General features: G+C 68.5%; 18 protein-coding genes. 5 read left to right on the top strand and 13 right to left on the bottom strand.

What is annotated here, in order from left to right:
* The first annotated feature begins 55 nt into the window (after positions 1-55).
* Entirely contained in the window at positions 56-1,057 is a 1,002-nt protein-coding gene (locus tag QM569_RS13185; RefSeq protein ID WP_414987690.1) for a Rieske 2Fe-2S domain-containing protein, read from the top strand.
* Here QM569_RS13185 and murB read toward each other — a convergent pair.
* Positions 1,054-2,106, bottom strand: a complete 1,053-nt coding sequence (gene murB, locus QM569_RS13180) for a UDP-N-acetylmuramate dehydrogenase (RefSeq protein WP_414987689.1) — start codon at positions 2,104-2,106, stop codon at positions 1,054-1,056. The two genes, QM569_RS13185 and murB, sit on opposite strands and share 4 nt — an antisense overlap.
* A 33-nt stretch (positions 2,107-2,139) precedes the next feature.
* On the opposite strand from murB, the gene QM569_RS13175 reads away from it, so the two are divergent.
* From QM569_RS13175 to QM569_RS13165, 3 genes are read left to right on the top strand one after another with little or no spacing between them, the layout of a single operon-like run.
* A complete protein-coding gene (locus QM569_RS13175; protein ID WP_414987688.1) occupies positions 2,140-2,625 on the top strand; it encodes a YajQ family cyclic di-GMP-binding protein in 486 nt (161 codons plus the stop codon).
* Between the two features lie 5 nt (positions 2,626-2,630).
* The gene (locus QM569_RS13170) at positions 2,631-3,278 is read left to right on the top strand and encodes a TIGR02281 family clan AA aspartic protease (RefSeq protein ID WP_414987687.1); all 648 of its coding nucleotides are present in this window, start codon (positions 2,631-2,633) and stop codon (positions 3,276-3,278) included.
* 7 nt (positions 3,279-3,285) lie between these two features.
* Complete coding sequence (locus QM569_RS13165; RefSeq protein WP_414987686.1) at positions 3,286-4,311, top strand: HD-GYP domain-containing protein; 1,026 nt, start codon at positions 3,286-3,288, stop codon at positions 4,309-4,311.
* A 6-nt stretch (positions 4,312-4,317) separates the two neighbouring features.
* Here the strand turns inward: QM569_RS13165 and plsY are convergent, their stop codons facing one another.
* From plsY to QM569_RS13120, 9 genes are all read right to left on the bottom strand, one after another.
* Positions 4,318-4,965 carry a glycerol-3-phosphate 1-O-acyltransferase PlsY gene (plsY, locus tag QM569_RS13160; RefSeq protein ID WP_414987685.1) on the bottom strand — a complete coding sequence of 216 codons (648 nt, stop codon included), beginning with the start codon at positions 4,963-4,965 and terminating at the stop codon, positions 4,318-4,320.
* A gap of 35 nt (positions 4,966-5,000) precedes the next feature.
* The gene (gene ybaK, locus QM569_RS13155) at positions 5,001-5,501 is read right to left on the bottom strand and encodes a Cys-tRNA(Pro) deacylase (protein ID WP_414987684.1); all 501 of its coding nucleotides are present in this window, start codon (positions 5,499-5,501) and stop codon (positions 5,001-5,003) included.
* A gap of 15 nt (positions 5,502-5,516) precedes the next feature.
* Entirely contained in the window at positions 5,517-5,912 is a 396-nt protein-coding gene (locus QM569_RS13150; protein WP_414987683.1) for a type II toxin-antitoxin system VapC family toxin, read from the bottom strand.
* A complete protein-coding gene (locus QM569_RS13145) occupies positions 5,893-6,162 on the bottom strand; it encodes an AbrB/MazE/SpoVT family DNA-binding domain-containing protein (RefSeq protein ID WP_414987682.1) in 270 nt (89 codons plus the stop codon). The genes QM569_RS13150 and QM569_RS13145 overlap by 20 nt, the downstream gene beginning before the upstream one ends.
* Positions 6,163-6,223: 61 nt before the next feature.
* Positions 6,224-7,285, bottom strand: a complete 1,062-nt coding sequence (locus QM569_RS13140) for an aldo/keto reductase (RefSeq protein WP_414987681.1) — start codon at positions 7,283-7,285, stop codon at positions 6,224-6,226.
* A gap of 36 nt (positions 7,286-7,321) precedes the next feature.
* On the bottom strand, positions 7,322-7,480 hold the full coding sequence (locus QM569_RS13135) for a hypothetical protein (protein ID WP_414987680.1): 159 nt from the start codon (positions 7,478-7,480) through the stop codon (positions 7,322-7,324).
* Between the two features lie 20 nt (positions 7,481-7,500).
* On the bottom strand, positions 7,501-8,586 hold the full coding sequence (locus QM569_RS13130) for an ABC transporter ATP-binding protein (protein ID WP_414987762.1): 1,086 nt from the start codon (positions 8,584-8,586) through the stop codon (positions 7,501-7,503).
* Between the two features lie 11 nt (positions 8,587-8,597).
* Positions 8,598-10,304: an ABC transporter permease gene (locus QM569_RS13125; RefSeq protein WP_414987679.1), complete on the bottom strand. Its 1,707-nt coding sequence runs from the start codon at positions 10,302-10,304 to the stop codon at positions 8,598-8,600.
* A gap of 15 nt (positions 10,305-10,319) precedes the next feature.
* A complete protein-coding gene (locus QM569_RS13120) occupies positions 10,320-11,633 on the bottom strand; it encodes an ABC transporter substrate-binding protein (RefSeq protein WP_414987678.1) in 1,314 nt (437 codons plus the stop codon).
* 136 nt (positions 11,634-11,769) lie between these two features.
* Between QM569_RS13120 and QM569_RS13115 the strand changes: the two genes are divergently transcribed.
* Entirely contained in the window at positions 11,770-12,693 is a 924-nt protein-coding gene (locus QM569_RS13115; protein ID WP_414987677.1) for an alpha/beta fold hydrolase, read from the top strand.
* A 62-nt stretch (positions 12,694-12,755) separates the two neighbouring features.
* Here the strand turns inward: QM569_RS13115 and QM569_RS13110 are convergent, their stop codons facing one another.
* The 3 genes from QM569_RS13110 to QM569_RS13100 are packed head-to-tail and all read right to left on the bottom strand — an operon-like array spanning position 12,756 to position 15,444.
* On the bottom strand, positions 12,756-13,613 hold the full coding sequence (locus tag QM569_RS13110; RefSeq protein ID WP_414987676.1) for a YbgC/FadM family acyl-CoA thioesterase: 858 nt from the start codon (positions 13,611-13,613) through the stop codon (positions 12,756-12,758).
* 11 nt (positions 13,614-13,624) lie between these two features.
* Positions 13,625-14,545 (bottom strand): alpha/beta hydrolase, encoded by a 921-nt coding sequence (locus QM569_RS13105; RefSeq protein ID WP_414987761.1) that lies wholly within the window; start codon positions 14,543-14,545, stop codon positions 13,625-13,627.
* Between the two features lie 29 nt (positions 14,546-14,574).
* The gene (locus QM569_RS13100; protein ID WP_414987675.1) at positions 14,575-15,444 is read right to left on the bottom strand and encodes a 2-keto-4-pentenoate hydratase; all 870 of its coding nucleotides are present in this window, start codon (positions 15,442-15,444) and stop codon (positions 14,575-14,577) included.
* Positions 15,445-15,499: the final 55 nt, after the last annotated feature.

Below are 15,499 nucleotides of genomic sequence, written 5' to 3'. Positions count from 1 at the left end.
GCTGCCAGCGCTTGTCCATCAAGCGCTGGAGCCCAATTTGACTCATAAAACCACGATGCAACTCGAACGAACCCTCTGGCACCCCGTGGCCCTGAGCCACGTGGTGGGCAGCCAGCCCCGGGCCGCCACCCTGCTCGGCGAAGAACTGGTGCTGTGGCGCGACGGCGAAGGCCGCGCCCGCGCCTGGGACGACCAGTGCCCGCACCGCGGCGCGCGCCTGTCGCTGGGCCGGGTGCAGCAGGGGCAGCTCGAATGCGCCTACCACGGCTGGCGCTTCGAGGGCAGCGGCCAGTGCACGCACGTCCCTGCCGTGCCCGACTTCGAGCCCGGCCCGCGCCACTGCGCCCGCACCTTCGCGGCGCAAGAGGCGTACGGCATGGTCTGGGTGCGGCTCGACGAGCCCGAGGGCGACCCGCTGCCGATCCACGAACTGCCCCTGTTCCCTGCCGAGGCCGAGCCGCGCCTGCGCAAGACCACCAGCGGCCCCTACTTCGTGCAGGCCAGCGCGCCGCGCATCATCGAGAACTTCCTGGACATGGCGCACTTCGGCTACGTACACGAGGGCTGGCTGGGCAGCCGCGACCACACGGCCATCCCGCCCTACGAGGTGACCAGGACGGAGCGCGGCGTGCTCGCCACCGGCTGCCTCGCCTGGCAGCCGCGCTCGTCCATCCACGCCGAGAGCGGCGCGCAGGTCGAATACACCTACGAAGTCACCGCGCCCTACATGGCCGTGCTGACCAAGGTGCCCGAGGCGGGCACCACCGCCATCGACGGCATGCGCGAGGCCATCGCCATGTTCGTGTGCCCCGTGACCGAGGAAACCAGCGTGGCCTGGACGCGCATGGCGATGACCGATTTCGAGTCGCCCGACGCGCGGCTGATCGACTTCCAGGACACCATCTTCGGCCAGGACCGGCCGATCCTCGAATCGCAGCGCCCCAAGCGCCTGCCGCTGACGCCGAATGCCGAGCTGCCCACGGTCGCCGACCGCATGTCCAGCGCCTACCGGCGCTATCTGAAGGACAGCGGCATCACCTTCGGTGTGATTCTTTAAACGACCACCGGCTCCGGCTCCAGCCGGATGCCGAAGCGCTCATACACGCTGGTCTGGATGGCGCGCGCCAGCGTCATCACCTCGCCGCCGGTCACGCTGTCCTCGCGCGTGCCGCGGTTGACGAGCACCAGGGCCTGCTTTTCATACACGCCCGCCTTGCCCACGCTCTTGCCCTTCCAGCCGCAGGCGTCGATGAGCCAGCCCGCCGCCAGCTTGATGCTGCCGTCGGGCATGGGGTAATGCACGATCTTCGGCTCGCGGGCGATGATGTCCTGGCACTGTTCGGGCGTGACCGTGGGGTTCTTGAAGAAGCTGCCCGCGTTGCCGATGACGGCGGGGTCGGGCAGCTTGGCGCGGCGGATGTCGCACACCCATTCAAAGATTTGTTGCGCCGTGGGTGCAGCCACGCCCAGCTCGGCGCGGCGGCGCAGGTCGAGGTAGCCCAGCTCGGGCTTCCAGTCCCTGGGCAGCGCCAGCCGCACCCGCAGGATGACGGCGCGCCCGCCCAGGCCCATGCCGCCGGGCTGGGCCGGGGCGTGCTTGAACACCGAGTCGCGGTAGCCGAAGCCGCACTGGGCGGCGTCGAGGGTGAAGACCTCGCCCGTCGTCAGGTCGAAGGCGTCGAGGGAGTGGAAGCGGTCTTGCAGCTCCACGCCATAGGCGCCGATGTTCTGCACGGGCGCGGCGCCCACGGTGCCGGGGATGAGGGCCATGTTCTCCAGGCCGGGCAGGCCCTGGTCCAACGTCCAAGCCACGCAGTCGTGCCACGCCTCGCCCGCGCCCGCTTCCACGACCCAGGCTTTCTCGGTGGCATCCATCAGGCGCAGGCCCTTGATTTCCATCTTCAGCACCACGGGCCGGGTCACGTCGCCGGTCAGCACGATGTTGCTGCCACCGCCGAGCACGAACTTGGGCGCGGGGGCCAGAGCGGGGTCGGCCAGCACGGCGCGCAGGTCGTCCACCGAGCGCACGCGCACCAGGGTTTGCGCGCGCGCGGCGATGCCGAAGGTGTTGCACGGCTGTAACGGGACGTTTTTCTCGACTAACATTGGCCGGATTGTCTCATTGCCTTTTCTACACAAATGCCCTCTTTTGACACCGTCTGCGAAGCCAACCTGGTCGAAGTGAAGAACGCCGTGGAGAACACCGCCAAGGAGATCGGCACGCGCTTCGACTTCAAGGGCACGTCCGCCGCCATCGAGATCAAGGACAAGGAGATCACGCTGTTCGGCGACGCCGAGTTCCAGCTCCAGCAGGTCGAAGACATCCTGCGCGCCAAGCTCACCAAGCGCAATGTCGATGTGCGCTTTCTGGACGTGGGCAAGCCGCAGAAGATCGGCGGCGACAAGGTCAAGCAGGTGGTGAAGGTCAAGAACGGCATCGAGAGCGAACTGGCCAAGAAGATCCAGAAGCTGCTCAAGGAAAGCAAGCTCAAGGTGCAGGGCGCGATCCAGGAGGACAAGGTGCGCGTGACCGGCGCCAAGCGCGACGACCTGCAGGCGGCCATGGCGCTGATCCGCAAGGATGTGACCGATACACCGCTTTCTTTCGACAACTTCCGCGATTGAACCTCATGGTCACCCGCACCCTGCTCGCCCCTGCACTGGCCGCATTGCTTCTTGCCCCCGCCGGGGCCCACGCCCAGGCCGTGGCGCTGGCGGGCCTGCTGGGCAGCAAGGCCCTGATCGTGGTCGGTGACCACCCGCCCAAGGCCGTGGGCGCGGGCGGCGAGTTCCAGGGCGTGAAGGTCATCGCCGTCACCAAGGACGACGCCACCGTCGAGGTTCAGGGCGCGCGGCGCGTGCTGCGCCTGGGCGACGCGCCGGTCAGCGTGGGCGGGCGCGGCGGCAGCGGCAAGCGCGTGGTGCTGGTGGCCGACAGCCGGGGGCACTTCATCAACAGCGGCAGCATCAACGGCCGCACGATGCAGTACATGGTGGACACGGGCGCATCCACCGTCGCCATCGGTCGCTCCGACGCCGACCGCATGGGCCTGAATTACCAGAACAGCCAGCCCGTGCGCATGAGCACCGCCAACGGTGTGGCGCAGGGCTGGCGCATGAAGCTCGACTCGGTGCGCATCGGCGACGTGGAGGTGTTCGGCGTTGACGCCATCATCACGCCCCAGCCCATGCCCTACGTACTGCTGGGCAACAGCTTTCTGACCGAGTTCCAGATGACGCGCACCAGCGACCAGATGGTGCTTGAGAAACGCAACTGAAGCCGCCATGTCCGCACGCCCCCACACCATTGGCCAGCAACAACCGGCAGAAGGCGAATACGAAGACCTGCTGGGCCTGTGGTCGGACCTGGAAGCCGCGTTGTCGGTGCTTCTGTCGCGCCCGCTGCAGGTGCAGGACTTCGCGGGCAAGGTGCGCCTGTTCGATGCCTGGCTGCAGGACCTGGTGGCGCACGACATCGACGCAGCGCTGTACCTGATGTTCCAGCTCGCGTCCACGTCCACCGTGGGCTACAGCGCCTCGCACGCGCTGGTGTGCGGCACGCTGTGTCACATCATGGCGCACGAACTCGCCCTGCCCCCGCACGAGCGCGACAGCCTGGTGCGGGCAGCGCTCACCATGAACATCGGCATGACGGCCCTGCAGGACGAGCTGGCCGAGCAGCGCGAACGCCCTACCCCCGCGCAGCAAGAGGCCATCCGCAGCCACCCCGAGGACGGCATGCTGCTGCTGCAGCGCCTGTTCATCACCGACGACCTGTGGCTGGACGTGGTGGGCCAGCACCACGCGATCATGCCCGACCGCGTGCCCCTGGCCCAGCAGGACCCGCAGGACCGGCTCACGCGCATCCTGGGCGTCATCGACCGCTACGCCGCCATGATCAGCCCGCGCAAGTCGCGCGCCGGGCGCAGCGCCACGGACTCGGTGCGCGCCATCGTGGGCCAGGAGATCGACCAGCGCGACGAGGTGAGCTACACCCTGGTGCGCTCCGTCGGCCTGTGCCCGCCGGGCACCTTCGTGAAGCTGGACAACGGCGACACCGCCATCGTGCTGCGCCGCAGCGAGAAGGCCAACCACCCGCTGGTCGCCAGCCTGCTGGACAGCGCAGGCCACCACCTCGCCCAGCCCAGCCTGCACCAGACGGCGCGCGGCAAGCCCCGCATCCAGTCCGCGCTGGCCCGCTCCGCCGTCGCCCTGGAACTGAACCACCGCACCATGGTGCGGCTGGGCCTGTACGCGGCCCAGCACAGCGCCGGGCTGCGCGGGCTGGTGACCACGCCGGGCGCGCTGTAGCCTCGGTTACTTGCCGGGCGCGGGGGGCTTCTTGCTGCCCAGGCGCGATTCTTTGCCCTCGATCAGCCGCTTGATGTTGTCCTTGTGCCGCCAGGCCAGCAGCATCGCCATCACCACGATGGCGACGGCGATGGGCGTCTCGGCATTCCACACCACGCCATCGACCAGCAGGTAGTACACCGGCGCGAACGCCGCCGCCGCCAGCGAGGCCAGCGACGAATAGCGAAAGAACGCCGCCACGATCACCCAGGTGAGCAGCGTCGCCAGCCCCAGCCAGGGGCTGATGCCCATCAGCACGCCCGCAGCCGTCGCCACGCCCTTGCCGCCCTCGAAGCGGAAGAACACCGGCCACAGGTGGCCCACGAAAGCCGCCAGGCCCACCAGCGCCACGGTGCCGTCCCCCAGCCCGTAGGGCTTGCCGAACCACTGCACCAGCACCACGGGCAGCCAGCCCTTGACGGCATCGAGCAGCAGCGTGATGACGGCGGCGGCCTTGTTGCCCGAGCGCAGCACGTTGGTCGCGCCGGGGTTCTTGCTGCCGTAGGTGCGCGGGTCGGCCATGCCCATGGCGCGGGTGACGATGACGGCGAACGACAGCGAACCCAGCAGGTAGGCGGCCACGGTGGCAAGAAGGGAAAGAACGGTGCTGTTCACGGCAGGCAGGCGAATGGGTGGAAAGAAAGTTCGGGCTATTCTGCCAGCGCGCACTGCACGGGCCGCGCGCCCAGCAGTTGCACGCACACCTGCGGGTCGATCTGCACCAGGAACCCGCGCCGCCCGCCGTTGATGGCGATGCGCGGCAGTTGCAGGATGCTTTCCTCGACGTACACCGGCATGGCCTTGCGCGTGCCGAACGGCGACGTGCCACCCACCAGGTAGCCGCTGTGACGGTTGGCAACCTCGGGCTTGCACGGCTCCACGCTCTTGGCGCCGATCTGGCGCGCCAGGTTCTTGGTGGACACCTTGCGATCGCCGTGCATCAGCACGATGAGGGGCTTGGCGTCCTGGTCCTGCATGACCAGCGTCTTGACCACCATGTGCTCGTCCAGCCCCAGTTGCCTGGCCGACTCGGCAGAGCCGCCGTGCTCCACGTAGTCATACGGGTGCTCGGTAAAGGCTACCTTGTGCGCGCGCAGCAGTTGCGTAGCGGGGGTTTCGCTGACGTGGGCGGTTTTGTCCTTCTTCGCCATGGTGCAAGAAAAAATCTAGGGGGTGAGCACCGTTGCCACCGGCCAGTGCTTGCGGGCACGCCGCACCAGGCGCACGTCGAAACTGGCAAAGCCTTCGTCCGCGCCCAGACTGGACGCAACGTGCAGCGCATCGGCGAAGTCCATGCCCTCGGCCATCGCGTCCAGGGCTGCGGTGACGGCGGCCAGGTCTTCGCAGCGCACGCGCGGCAGCGCCGCCAATGCGCGCAGCGCCTGTGCGACCTCGGCGCGCTCGAAGCCGAAGGCGCTGCGCAGCACCCATTCGCACTCCAGCAGCACCGTCTTGGGCAGCCACACCACATGCTTGCGGAACAGTGCCACGGCGCGCCGGTGCTGGGCCGGGTCGTCATCCACCAGGAAGCGGATGACGACGTTAGTATCGACCGCGAGCATGGCGTGCCTGGGCTTCGCGCGCGATGGCGGCGTCTATCTCGTCCAATCCCACGCGCGGGCCGCGCGGCTTGAGGCAGCCCGCCACTTCGTCGATGCTCGTTGCCCGCGCACTGGCAACGGGCTTGAGCAGGATGCCTTCCGCCGTGTCTTCCACGACGAACTCGGTGCCGGGCTGCCACCGGTGCGCATGGCGGATGCTGCCGGGCAGCACGACCTGGCCTTTGCTGGACAGCCGCGTGGTTTCGGGCATGGCGGGCTCCTGGGGTAAGACGTTGGTAAGACGAATTCTAGCGACTCATCACTGCGCCGGGTCACTGTGCTGGATCACGCACTTCCCAGCGGATGCGGTCGATCTCCGCCAACAGCTCTGGCGACAGCGTGGTGCCCCAGGCGTCCAGATCTTCATCCAGTTGCGCGAGCGAGGTCACGCCGATGATGGTGCTGGCCACGCGCCAGTTGGCGTAGCAGAAGGCCAGCGCCAGTTGCGTGGGCGAGAGGCCATGGTCGCGCGCCAACTGGTTGTAGCGGCGCGCGCCGGCCAGTGCCTCGGGGCGGCCCCAGCGCTGCTTGCGCACCGATTCGTAGCGGGCGATGCGCGCACTCTGCGGCGCGCCGGGGTCGGTGGGCGCGTGCTGGTCGAACTTGCCGGTGAGCAGGCCGAAGGCCAGCGGCGAGTAGGCGAGCAGCGACACATCCAGCCGGTGGCAGGTCTCGTCCAGGGCGTTTTCCCAACTGCGGTTGATGAGGCAGTACGGGTTCTGCACCGCCGCCACGCGCGGCAGGCCGTGCTGCTCGGCCAGGCGCACGAACTCGTGTACGCCGTAGGGCGTCTCGTTGGACAGGCCCACGTAGCGCACCTTGCCCGCCTTGACCAGCCCCGCCAGCGCGTCGAGCTGTTCGCGGATGGGCGTCTGCGACGTTTCCTTGGCAGGGTTGTAGTACAGGCCGCCGAAGGCGGGCACGTGGCGCTCGGGCCAATGGATTTGGTACAGGTCGATCACGTCAGTCTGCAGGCGGCGCAGGCTGCCTTCGCAGGACGCGACGATGTCCGCCGCCGTCAGCCCCAAGCCTTCGCGCACCCAGGGCATGCCGCGCGACGGCCCCGCCACCTTGGTCGCCAGCACCAGCTTTTGCCGCACGCCGGGGTTGCTGGCGAACCAGTTGCCGATGATGGTCTCGGTGGCGCCAAACGTCTCGGCGCGGGCGGGCACGGCGTACATCTCGGCCGTGTCGATGAAGTTCACGCCGCGGGCCAAAGAACGGCTGAGGATGGCGTGGGAATCGGCTTCGTTCACCTGCTCGCCGAAGGTCATGGTGCCCAGGCAGATGGGGGTGACTTGCAGGTCGCTGCGACCGAGGGGGATGGTTTTCATGCTCATGCTGGCGGGCTCCGTTGAGAAGCAGGCAGTTTACGGGCCGCCGCGCTTTCGTGCAGTCAACCCGAGGGCAGCCCTTGTCGAGCGCAGCAGAGACTGCGTGGCAACGAAGGCCGGGTCGTGCTCGACCATGCGCGTCACGCGGTCCAGCTTGGTCGGCGTGACGAAGGCATGCAACTGGTATGTCTCCATACAGGCAGCGCAGCGCGCCTTCAGCGGTCGAGAAAGCGCACTTGCTTGGGATCGATGCCGAGGCGCACCTCGGCGCCCGGTGCGAACATCGCCAGGCCCGCATAGTGCGGCTGGTCGGTCACCATGGCCACCTCGCCCACGCGCACGCGGTAGCGCGAGAACTCGCCCAGAAACTCGGCGCTCTCCACCCGGCCGTTGATCCACAGGCGCGAGGCGTCCACCTGCTCGTCGCGCACGCGAATGCTCACCTGGTGCGGGCGGAAGGCGAGCGCCGCCGCGCCCAGCGCAGGCGGCTGGTCGGGGCGCGGCAGCGTGAGGCTGCCCAGGCCCTGCACCTGGAAGGCAATGGTTGCGCCGTCCACCGCCGTCACCTCGCCTTCGAGCAGGTTGGCCGTGCCCACGAAGCCCGCCACGAAGCGATTCACCGGGAAGTCGTACAGCGCTTCGGCGGCGCCCACCTGCTGCAGGATGCCTTTGTCCAGCACGGCCATGCGGTCGGCGGTGGTCATGGCCTCTTCCTGGTCGTGCGTGACGAAGATGGTGGTCAGGCCCAGCTTGCGCTGCAGGTTCTTCAGTTCCTCGCGCATCTGCACGCGCAGCTGCTTGTCCAGGTTGGACAGGGGCTCGTCGAGCAGCAGCAGCTTGGGCTCGATGACCACGGTGCGCGCCAGCGCCACGCGCTGCTGCTGCCCGCCCGAGAGCTGGCCCGGCCTGCGCTGGGCGTAGGCGGCCAGGCCCACCAGCTCCAGCACCGCGCCCACCTTGCGGCGGATGGCGTCCTTGGTCTCGCGCCGCTCCACGAGGCCGAAGGCCACGTTGTCCCACACCGTCATGTGGGGCCACAGCGCGTAGTTCTGGAACACCATGCCCACGTTGCGCGCGTGCGGCGGCGTGCCGGTGATGTCCTGCCCGTCCACCAGCAGCTCGCCGCGCTGGTGCCGGTTGAAGCCAGCGATGAGCCGCAGCAGCGTGGACTTGCCCGAGCCCGAGGGCCCCAGCAGCGCGAAGAACTCGCCGGGCTCGATCTTCAGGTTCACGTCGCGCAGCACGGAGGTAGCGCCGTAGCTCAGGCTGATGTGCCGGGCTTCGAGGGAGACTTTGTTCAGGTGCATGGCGATCAACCTTCTTCCTTGGCTTGCACCGTGGCGCGCGAGCGCTCCACGAAGCGGTGCGAGAAATACGTGCCCAGGCCCACCACCACCACGGCCAGCACGCCCAGGGCCGCGCCCGGCCCCCGGCCCGAGATGCTCTGCATGTACAGGTAGATGCCGTAGCTCATGGGCGCCTGGCTTTCGGTGGATGCGAGCAGCAGCGTGGCCGACAGCTCCACCGCCGCTGTGATGAAGCTGGTGACGAAGCCCGCCAGGATGCCGCCCGCCATCAGCGGCACCATCACGCGGCGGATGGTGGACAGGCGCGTGGCGCCCAGGCTCTGCGCCGCTTCTTCCAGCGACACGTGTACCTGCTGCAAGGCCGCCATGCACGAGCGCAGCGCATACGGCAGGCGCCGCACGGCGTAGGCCAGCATGATGAGCACCCAGGTGCCGACCAGCGGCGTCTCGGTGAACGGAAGCTGAATGCCCTTGAACAGCCGCAGGTAGCCGATGGCCAGCACCAGCCCAGGGATGGCGAGCGCGGCCGAGGCCAGGTAGTCCAGCCAGCGGCGCGCGGGCAGTTGCGTGCGCAGGATCAGGTAGGCGATGGCGGTGCCGATCACCACGTCCAGCCCGGCGGCCAGCAGGCAGTACAGCAGCGTGTTGCCGATCATGTGGTTGGCGTCCGAGAACACCGTGCCGTAGTGCTCCAGCGTGTAGGCGTCGGGCAGCACCGAGAAGCTCCAGACCTTGGCGAACGACATCAGCAGGATGCCGATGTGCGGCGCCAGCGTGACCAGCAGGATGAGCACGATCCAGCCGTAGGCCAGCGCCGACTCCCAGGCGGCCAGGCGCCGCTTTTGCAGCGCGCTGCCGCCCTTTTGCAGCGTGGCGTAGTCCTTGCCCTTCATCACGCGCGCGGCCATCCACAGCGCCAGGATGGAGAAGGCGATCATGATCACGCTGATGACGTAGCCCAGCGGGTCGTCCACCCCCACCGAGGTGATGCGCAGGTAGGCCTGGGGCGCGAGCATGTTGGTCACGCCCATGACCAGCGGCGTGCCCAGGTCGTCGAACACCTTCACGAACACCAGCGCCGCGCCCGCCAGGTAGCCCGGCATGGCCAGCGGGAAGATCACGCGCCGGAACAGCCGCCAGCCGCGCGCGCCCAGGTTCAGGGCCGACTCCTCCATGGCCCCGTCGATGTTGCGCATGGCGGCCACGAGGTTGAGCAGGATGAACGGGAAGTAGTGGATGCTCTCCACGAAGGTCACGCCCACCAGCCCGTCCATGATGGGGATGGTGAAGCCAAAAGCATCGTCCAGCAGCAGGTTCACCGAGCCGCTGCGCCCGAAGATGAGCTGCAGCGCCACGGCCCCCACGAAGGGCGGCATGATGAGCGGCAGCACGCCCAGCGTCTGGATCAAGAGCGCCCCACGGAACTCGAAGCGCACCGTGAGGTAGGCCAGCGGCACCGCGATCACACTGGCGAAAAAGGTCGCCGCCAGCGCCACCCACAGGCTGTTGAAGAACGACTCGCGGAACACGCCCTGGCTGAAGAAATTGGCGAAATGCCCCAGGGTCAGCACCCCGCCCTCGTTGACGAAGGCGGTGTAGATCACCGTACACACGGGCAGGACGAGGAAGACCAGCAGAAAGGCCAGGATCAGCCCGAAGGCGATCCATGGCCCCGGCCCGGCACTGCCGGGCCGCAGCGCAGCGGCTTGCATGGCGACGTGCGCTGGTTACTTGGCCAGGCCGCGCGCCTGCTCGGCCAGCTCGCGGGCGCGCTCGTAGTTGGCGCGCGCCTTGTCGGCCCACATCTGCTCCAGGCCGGTGAGCTGCTTGGAGACATCCACGTCGCGGCGGCTCTTGCGGAACAGATCCAGGAACTCGGGGTTCTTCACGTTCTCGGCCCCCACCAGCGGCGTGTAGGCCAGGCTGCGCGCCTGCGCCAGCAGATCGCTGCCCTTGGCGTTGGGCTTGGCCTTGAGCGCGCGCGTGGCCTCGTGGATGGCCTTGGTGGCGGCCTGCAATTCCTTGAGGCGGAAGGTCACCATCTGGTCGAACAGGCTGATGACCACGGGGTAGCGCGCGCCCGAGAGCTGCGAGTCGAACTGCACCTTGGCGCGCTTGGCGATGTCCTGCGGCACCGGGTAGCCCGCCGGGGCCTTCAGCATGCTGTAGGGCAGGATCGGCAGGCGCGCAATCTTGGGGTCGAACAGCAGCTGCTGGCCCGGCACGGACATGGTGTAGGCCATGAACTTCTTGGCCTCGTCGGGGTTCTTGGCCCCGGCGATCAGCGCGATGTTGGCGGGCACCACCGCCGTCATGCTGGGATAGACGAAGTCCACCGGGTAGCCCGAATACTTGCCCGCCAGCGCCAGGAAGTCGATCACGATGCCGATGCCGTACTGGCCGTTGTTCACGCCGTCCGGCACGGCGAAGCTGCGGTCGGTGACGGCGGCGGCGTTGCCCATCATCTCCAGCAGCTGCGCCCAGCCCTTGTCCCAGCCCTCGCCCTGCAAAATGGTCTCCACCGTGAGCTGCGTGGTGCCCGAGCGCGAGGGCGACGAGATGGCGATGTGGCCGAAGTACTCGGGCTTGAGCAGGTCCGTCCACTCCCGGGGCTCGGCCAGCTTGTGCGCCTTCAGGTAGCGCGTGTTCCAGGATATGCCGTAGCCCGCCAGCGCCTGCCCGTAGTACATGCCCTTGGGGTCGTTGAGCGGGTAGTTGCCGATCTTGGCCGGGGCGGACTTGTTCACCACCTCGGGCGCGCTTTGCAGCAGCTTGTAGCTCGCCAGCACCTCGAACGCATCGGGCGCGCTGGCCCACATCACGTCGGGGCGCTGGCCCTCGGGCAGCTCGCGCACGTAGGCCACGGAGGCCGTGGTGTTCTTGTTCAGGATCTCGATCTTGATGCCTGGGTTGGCCGCCTCGAAAGCCTTCTGGTAGGCCGTGGTCAGCTCCTTGGGGAACGAGGTGAGCACCGTCACGGTGCCCGCCTGGGCGGCCAGGCAGGCGGCGGCAAGGGTGGCCGCGATAACTCTGCGTTGCATGCTTGTCTCCTAGTGTCTTCGTAGTCCGTACCGGGCCCACTCTAAGGGCACAGGGTACGGTGCGCCAATCATTGTTTCTGATGCGTGGCATCCAACGTGACAGACATCGGGTAAACCCCCAGGAATAATCACCCCCATGTACCAGCCCCTGCGCCCCTGCCGCTGCGAATTCATCCGCATCCGCACCCTGAACTACCACGTGCGCCTGTGGGGCGACGCACAGCCCGGCACGCCGCCGCTGGTGCTGGCGCACGGCTGGATGGACGTGGGCGCCTCGTACCAGTTCGTGGTGGATGCGTTCAGCGCAGCCTTTGCCACGGGCCGCCAGATCATCGCGCCCGACTGGCGGGGCTTTGGCCTCTCTACCCTGCCCGCTCCGTGCGACCACTACCAGATGGCCGACTATCTGGCCGACTTGGATCAGCTGCTGGACCACTACGCGGGCGGTGCCCCGGTCGATCTCGTGGGCCACAGCATGGGCGGCAACGTGGCCATGATGTACGCGGGCGTGCGGCCTGCGCGCATCCGCCGCCTGGTCAACCTGGAAGGCTTCGGCATGCCCGCGACACAGCCTGCGCAGGCCCCCAAGCGCTATGCGCAGTGGATCGACGAGATCCGCCAGTTGGAGCGCGGCGAGATGGCCCTGAAAGCCTATGACGACCTCGCGGGCGTCGCCCAGCGCCTGATGAAGACCAACCGCCGCCTCGCCCAGAACAAGGCCGACTGGCTGGCCGGGCACTGGGCGCGGCCCAACGCGCAGGGTCGCTGGGAGATATTGGGCGACCCTGCGCACAAGGTCATCAGCGCCCAGCTTTTCCGCGTCGATGAAGCACTGGCCCTGTACGCCGCCATCACCGCGCCGGTGCTGGCGGTGCAAGCCAGCGACGACAGCCTGGGGATGTGGTGGAAGGGCAAGTACTCGCTCGACGAATACCACCAGCGCCTGACGCATGTGCCCAACTGCCGCACGGCCGTGGTGCAGGACGCGGGCCACATGCTGCACCACGACCAGCCGCAGGCGGTGGCCGAACTGATCGAAGGCTTTCTCTCAGAAGTTTAGGCAAAATTGGCCGCAAGCGCTTATCCAGCAAGCACAGGCAGCTATTATTTTTATAGCATACGTCACAGGCTGCGCGCCATGGCAATGTGGGCAATCCCGGCCTCTTCATACGGCTCGCCCACCACGGCGAAACCCGCGCGGCGGTAGAAGCCCTCGGCGCTGCACTGGGCGTGCAGCCGCAGTTCGCGGTCGCCCCGGGCGCGGGCGGCGTCGGTCAGGGCCTGCAGCAGTTGCCGCCCCCATTGCGTGCCGCGCACCCCCCTGTCCACGGCCATGCGGCCTATGCGGCCCACGCCGGGCGACTCCTGCAGCAGGCGGCCCGTGGCGATGGGAGCGCCCAGGCGGTTGAAGGTGACGGCGTGGAGGGCTGTGGCGTCCAGCGCGTCCACTTCCAATTCGGGCGCGATGCCCTGCTCCTGCACGAACACGGCGGTGCGCAGGCGGGTGGCGTCGCGGCCCAGGGTGATCCAGTCGCCGGTGACGGTTTCGGTCACGTCGGCGCCTGACTCGAAGCCGTCGAAAACGGCGCGCAGCGCGGCGGGCACGGGGCGCGATGTCTGCGTGGCCGGGTCGGCGAACACATAGACCAGTTCGCCCGTGACCAGCAATTTGTGACCCGCGAAGATGCCCGCCTGGAACAGAATGGACGATTTGCCCACGCGGGCGCAGCGCATGCCCACGTCCAGCGTGTCGTCCAGCCGCGCGGATGCGTGGTATTCGACGGTGGCCTTCTTCACGTACAGGTCGCCGCCCAGGGCCTGCATGCTGGCCTCGTAGGGCAGTGCCACGGCGCGCCAGTAGTCGGACATGGCCGTGTCGATGTACATGAGGTAGTGGGCGTTGAAGACGATCTTTTGCATGTCCACCTCGGCCCAGCGCACGCGCAGGCGGTGGACACAGCGGAAGTCACTGCGTTGCATGGTGTTCTCTTTCAATCGGGTTGGAAGGCGCGGCGCAGGGCGCGGGCCGCGTCGGCGTGGGCCTGGCGTGCCTCGGGGATGGCGCGGCCCATCTTGATGAATTCGTGGGTCACGCCACGGTAGATGTCCAGATCCACCGGCACGCCCGCCATGCGCAGCTTGTCGGCGTAGGCGATGCCTTCGTCCACCAGCGGGTCGCATTCGGCCAGGCCCACCCAGGCGGGGGCCACGCCATCGACATCGGGCGCGTGCAGCGGGGCGAAGCGCCAGTCCTCGCGCTCGGCGCGGCTGTGTACGTAATTGCCGAAGAACCAGGTGATGGCCGGTTCTTCGAGCACCAGGCCGTGCGAATAGGTGGCGTGCGAGGGCGTGTCCTGGTGCGCGGCGCAGCCGGGGTAGATGAGCAGTTGCAGGGCCAGCGGCAGGCCCGCGTCGCGCGCCAGGATGGCGTTGACCGCCGCCAGCGTGCCGCCCGCGCTGTCGCCGCCGACGGCCAGGCGGGCCGGGTCTGCGCCCAGTTCGCCCGCGTGGGCAGCCAGCCACGCAAGCGCGTCCCAGGCGTCGTTGCTGGCCGTGGGAAAGCGGTGCTCGGGCGCGAGGCGGTAGTCCAGCGACACGACCATGCAGCCCGCCAGGCGCGCCAGTTCGCGGCACAGCGTGTCGTGCGTGGCGATGCTGCCGACGGTGAAGCCGCCGCCGTGCATGTACAGCAGCAGAGGCAGGCCCGCGTCCGCGCTGGGAGCGTACAGGCGCGCTGGCAGCGGATGGCCGTCGCGGGCGGGGATGTGCAGGTCTTGCACGCGCGGCAACGGGGCCTTGGGTACCTCCAGCACGTCCGCCCCAGCCTCGTAGGCGGTGCGCGCGTCCTGCGGCGTGCGCGTGTGCAGCGGCGGGCGGCCCGCGCGCGCCATGCGGTCGAGCACGCTGCGCATCTGCGGGGTCAGGCGGGGGTGGTGCGCCGTCACTTGAAGGTCACGCGCACGGGCGCGGCGCCCGGCAGGCCGTCGTAGGTGGCGGTGACGGCCAGGCCCGGCTTGGGCGGCAGCAGCGGCGAGAACGAGCCCAGGCTGATCAGGTCGCCCGGCTGCATCGTCAGGTCTTCCCGCGCCAGGGCGCCCGCGAGCCAGATGACGGCGTTGAGCGGGTGGTCGAGGATGTCGCTGCCCTTGCCTCCGCCCAGGCGCGCGCCGCTGGCGTCCGTCAGCGACACGTTCATGTCGGCCAGCGCTTTCAGCAGCGCGTGGCGCTCGGCCCGGTAGGCGGGCACGGGCAGCGGCGTGCCCGCCACGCCCAGGCGCGCGCCCACGTTGATGGCGGCCACGCCCGCGCCGTTGAGTTGCGGCGGGGCCTGCACCATCAGGTCGGGCAGCTCGATGAAGGGGATGACCTGGTCGATGGCATCGAGCACTTCCTCGGGCGTGCGAGCGTGGTTGATGGCGGCGCTTTTCACGCGCACCAGCATGTCGGCCTCGTACAAGGGGCGGGCGCCGAAGGCGGCGTCCACCGTGGCGCCGTTTTGCAGCACCATGCCCTCGTAGAGCTTGCCCCACACGGGTTTGTCGGTGTTGAAGCGCTTTTGCACCGCCGGGTTGGTCAGGCCCGCCTTGTAGCCCACCACCTTGCCCAGCTTTTGCGCCAGCAGCGCGTTGAGCTTGGCGCGGGTGCAGGCGCCGTCGGCGTCCGACAGGTTCTGCGGGTTGGGCGCGGGGGTCTTGGCGGCGTAGTGGGTCGCCAGCTCTGCGGCCTGCACGTCGGTCAGGCAGTCGGCCTGCGCGGCTGTCGCGCAGGCGACGGCCAGGGCCAGGGCGGTGAGGGTTTGCTTCGTGTTCATGCGCGTCTCCTGGTTGTAAAGTCGTCTTCGATCATCGTAACTGCACCCAGCACGC

The organism is Acidovorax sp., from assembly GCF_047607405.1.
In the GTDB taxonomy this organism is placed as follows: domain Bacteria; phylum Pseudomonadota; class Gammaproteobacteria; order Burkholderiales; family Burkholderiaceae_C; genus Acidovorax.
The sequence above is the reverse complement of the archived record's forward strand: the minus strand, read 5'-3'. Positions and strand labels throughout refer to the sequence as shown.